Source organism: Methylotenera sp. (assembly GCF_013141425.1).
Classification (GTDB): Bacteria; Pseudomonadota; Gammaproteobacteria; order Burkholderiales; family Methylophilaceae; genus Methylotenera.
Map to the genome: position 1 here is coordinate 1 of NZ_JABFRA010000131.1, position 3,808 is coordinate 3,808.

The 3,808-nt window shown below is 41.5% G+C and carries 4 protein-coding genes; 3 read left to right on the forward strand and 1 reads right to left on the reverse strand.

Features of this window, described 5'->3' with window-relative positions; translation table 11 throughout:
• Nucleotides 1-107: 107 nt before the first annotated feature.
• Nucleotides 108-851 carry a 30S ribosomal protein S2 gene (gene rpsB, locus HOO90_RS11370; protein ID WP_292843147.1) on the reverse strand — a complete coding sequence of 248 codons (744 nt, stop codon included), beginning with the start codon at nucleotides 849-851 and terminating at the stop codon, nucleotides 108-110.
• Nucleotides 852-1,216: 365 nt separating this feature from the next.
• Between rpsB and HOO90_RS11375 the strand changes: the two genes are divergently transcribed.
• From HOO90_RS11375 to HOO90_RS11385, 3 genes are all read left to right on the forward strand, one after another.
• Nucleotides 1,217-2,053 (forward strand): HDOD domain-containing protein, encoded by an 837-nt coding sequence (locus HOO90_RS11375; protein ID WP_292843149.1) that lies wholly within the window; start codon nucleotides 1,217-1,219, stop codon nucleotides 2,051-2,053.
• 64 nt (nucleotides 2,054-2,117) lie between these two features.
• Entirely contained in the window at nucleotides 2,118-2,927 is an 810-nt protein-coding gene (gene map / locus HOO90_RS11380) for a type I methionyl aminopeptidase (RefSeq protein ID WP_292843151.1), read from the forward strand.
• A 4-nt stretch (nucleotides 2,928-2,931) separates the two neighbouring features.
• Nucleotides 2,932-3,808, forward strand: an 877-nt coding sequence (locus HOO90_RS11385; protein WP_292843153.1) for a nucleotidyltransferase domain-containing protein, incomplete at its 3' end; no start/stop codon positions are given.

The following is a 3,808-nucleotide window of genomic DNA, read 5'->3' on the forward strand; positions in this document are numbered from 1 at the left end:
CATTAAATATATAGTTTAATTAATTGATTTTATTTATTTAATTTTAAAAAAATAAGAAAATTAAAAATTAAAAAAGGGGCGTTGAGCCCCTTTTAAGGTGTTGCAAATTAAGCAGTAGCTTCAGAAACTACAGGAGTTTCTTCACTTGCTGATTTTACGATTTCTGTAATAACAGAGTTGCGACCTTCCAACACTGCATCTGCAATGCCACGTGCATATAAACGAATTGCACGGCTAGAGTCATCGTTACCTGGAATCACAAATGCAACGCCGTCAGGTGAGTTATTGGTATCAACTACGCCGATCACTGGAATGCCTAATTTAGCCGCTTCAGTAATCGCGCCGCTTTCATGGCCTACGTCGATAATGAAAATTGCATCTGGCAAACCGCCCATTTCCTTAATGCCGCCAATTGAACGTTCTAATTTTTCAATTTCACGTTTATAACCAAGCGCTTCTTTTTTACCAAATTTTTCTAAGCTACCATCAAGTAACATTGCATCAAAATCATGAAGGCGTTTGATGGATTGTTTAACTGTTTTAAAATTTGTAAGCATGCCACCCAACCAGCGGTGATTAACGTATGCGCAACCAGCACGGCTAGCCTCTTCTTTTACGATGTCACGTGCTTGACGTTTTGTACCAACGAATAAGATACGACCTTTATTTGCTGCCAATGTGCGTACGTGTTTAAGCGCATCTTCAAATAATGGCAATGTTTTTTCAAGGTTTACAATATGGATTTTGTTGCGATCACCGAAAATGAACGGTGCCATTTTTGGGTTCCAGTAACGGGTTTGATGGCCGAAGTGAACACCGGCTTCTAACATATCACGCATAGTGACTGACATAGTATTTTCTCTTTTCAAAAGGGTTATGTATTCACGAAACACCAAAAACACCTTTATTACAACATCTTACGCACAACTTAAGTGGTATTGACGTTTAAGGCACCCTTGATTGGGTTACGTGTAAATTTTAATTGCCGTAATTTAAATTACGTTTCTGCCAAAATGCAGAGGCCGCATATTACCACTAAGCTCATGAGTTTGCTAGCTTTTGATTTAAATTTTCACACGCATTTGAGCCTGTTTTGACACATTAGCGCGGATGATGCCACGCATATTAATAATATACGCTGGATTTACGTTTCTTTTTAGGTCTTTAAAAATTCGAGGATACGGTATTTTGATAAGCTACCAAAGGAGATTGTTAAATGACATCGATAGCGCATGAAACGGCTACGCAGGATATCAAATATTGGCTAGCGTTTATCAGAAAAGCTGAAATCCCCGTGCTGAAACATACTGCGCGCGAGATTGCTCAACTTAAGGAAGACGAAGAACACTTAAGCGCCCGCGCCATATCCTCTGCTGTGCTCAATGACCCAATGATGGTCTTTAGGGTGTTGACTTATGCACAAAAACATAAGGGTAAAAGGCAGTTGCAAGATTTGGTGCAAGCAGATCAGGCGATATTGATGATGGGGAGCAGTTCTTTTTTTCAGAATTTGTCACCCTCTGTTTTGGTTGAAGACCTCTTAAAAAACAACCTTCCCGCACTCATGCATTTGCTTAAGCTAGTTAAGCGTGCGCATCAAGCGGCACATTTTGCAGCTGACTGGGCTACGCATTTAGCTGATCTGCATGCAGAAGAAGTGCGCACCGCCGCTTTACTGCATGATTTGGCAGAGATGCTAATGTGGTGCTTTGCCCCTGATAAAATGAATGCAATTTACGCCATGCAGCACGCGGATAAAGCCTTGCGTAGTGTTATTGTGCAGCAGGAAATTTTAGGATTTAAAATTCAGGATTTGCAAAAAGAGCTGGTTGAAGCATTTGAATTGCCGCCATTACTCTCCAAATTAATGCAGGACAGCGCCTCAAGTGAGCAGCGTGTGCGAAATGTTATCCTTGCAGTCAATCTGGCACGTCATTCAGCCAATGGTTGGGATGATGCCGCTTTACCCGATGATTACCGTGATGCAGCGGAATTGTTGCGCATGGATGTTGACCGAGTGATGCGTATTGTTGGAGCCCCTAACCTGGCTTAGAAAGTTAAGTTTTGATGTGTGGCTATGCTAAAATGCGTTCAATATTATTTGAATTAGCATGGTCATGGCAATTACAATCAAAAACCAACAAGATATCGAAAAAATGCGTATCGCAGGCAAGTTGGCCTCTGAGGTGCTTGACTACATCTCCCCTTTTGTAGTGCATGGTGTCACCACTGACCAATTGGATAAGTTATGCCATGACTACATTGTCGATGTGCAGCAAGCCATACCAGCGCCTTTAAATTACGCACCCGACGGGCATCGGCCCTACCCTAAATCGATTTGCACCTCGATTAACCAGCAAATTTGTCACGGCGTACCAAGTGACAAGCAGCTTAAAAATGGTGATATCGTTAATTTAGATATTACAGTGATCAAAGATGGTTACCATGGTGATACGAGTCGCATGTTTTATGTTGGTGAAGTGACTGCGCAAGCCAAACGTTTGTGTGAAATTACTTATCAAGCCATGTGGTTAGGTATTGCCAAGGTAAAACCAGGTGCTACTTTGGGTGATATTGGTTATACCATTCAAACCTTTGCTGAAAAAAGTGGTTACAGTGTGGTGCGTGAGTTTTGTGGTCACGGCATCGGTAAGGTCTTTCATGAGGAGCCGCAAGTTTTACATTACGGCAAACCTGGCACAGGCTTAGTGCTAAAAACTGGAATGATGTTTACCATTGAGCCAATGATTAATGCTGGCAAACGCGACATTAAGCACATGCCAGACGGTTGGACAGTTGTCACAAAGGATCGCAGTTTGTCTGCTCAATGGGAACATACCATCTTGGTTACAGAAACAGGTTATGAAGTAATGACCTTATCTAGCGGCTCGCCTGCGATTCCAGAATTCGTAAAAAAATTGAACTAGTTACATGCCGCTGGACAACCAAAACAGCAGAAAAATCAACCAACCAAAACTTATTGCAACCGATATTGCCGCGTGTCGACAATATCTAAAAGTCGGTTTTTCGACTTTAAAAGCCGACTTCCTAGCAAAACCTAATAACGAGCGCTTATTCAGGCGGCATTGCAAGCTGATGGACGGCCTGCTTATTGAGCTGTGGTCATCCTTTAGCCTTCGTGCAAACTGCAGTTTAATAGCCGTTGGCGGCTATGGGCGCGGCGAGTTATATCCGCATTCGGATATTGACCTGCTTATACTGCTGCCAGATGAAATGTTAGACACAGCGCAACATTCAATCACTAATCACCAACTTGAATCTTTTATCGGCTTGTTGTGGGATGTTGGTTTGAATGTTGGTCACAGCGTGCGTAGTTTAAATGAATGTATTGCCGAGGCTAAAAAAGACATTACAGTTCAAACTAATTTGCTTGAATCCCGCTTGCTTATTGGAGATGCTCAGGTTTATCAATGCTATCTAAAACGGGTAGATGGCCTATTTGAAGATTCAAAAGATGTTGTCCATTTTTTTTCAGAAAAGCTCAAAGAGCAAACAAGCCGACATTATAAATTCAATGACACTGCTTATAATTTAGAGCCCAATATCAAAGAAAGTCCTGGAGGCTTGCGTGATTTGCATATGATATTGTGGCTAGCACTAAGTTTAAATATTGGTGGTGCTCGCCAAAAGCAGTCAGGAAATCTATGGTTATTATTAACTAAACAAAACATCATTTCGCCACTCGAAGCAAGACAGATTCAGCAACATCAGCGGAATTTGCAATTATTGCGAATTCGCTTGCATTTTTTAAGTAATCGTCGTGAAGACCGCTTACTGTTTGATTTTC

Bases quoted from the DNA above. Each gene is read 5' to 3' on its own strand.
- rpsB (WP_292843147.1), bottom strand. From the start codon at position 851: ATGTCAGTCACTATGCGTGATATGTTAGAAGCCGGTGTTCACTTCGGC.
- HOO90_RS11375 (WP_292843149.1), top strand. From the start codon at position 1,217: ATGACATCGATAGCGCATGAAACGGCTACGCAGGATATCAAATATTGG.
- map (WP_292843151.1), top strand. From the start codon at position 2,118: ATGGCAATTACAATCAAAAACCAACAAGATATCGAAAAAATGCGTATC.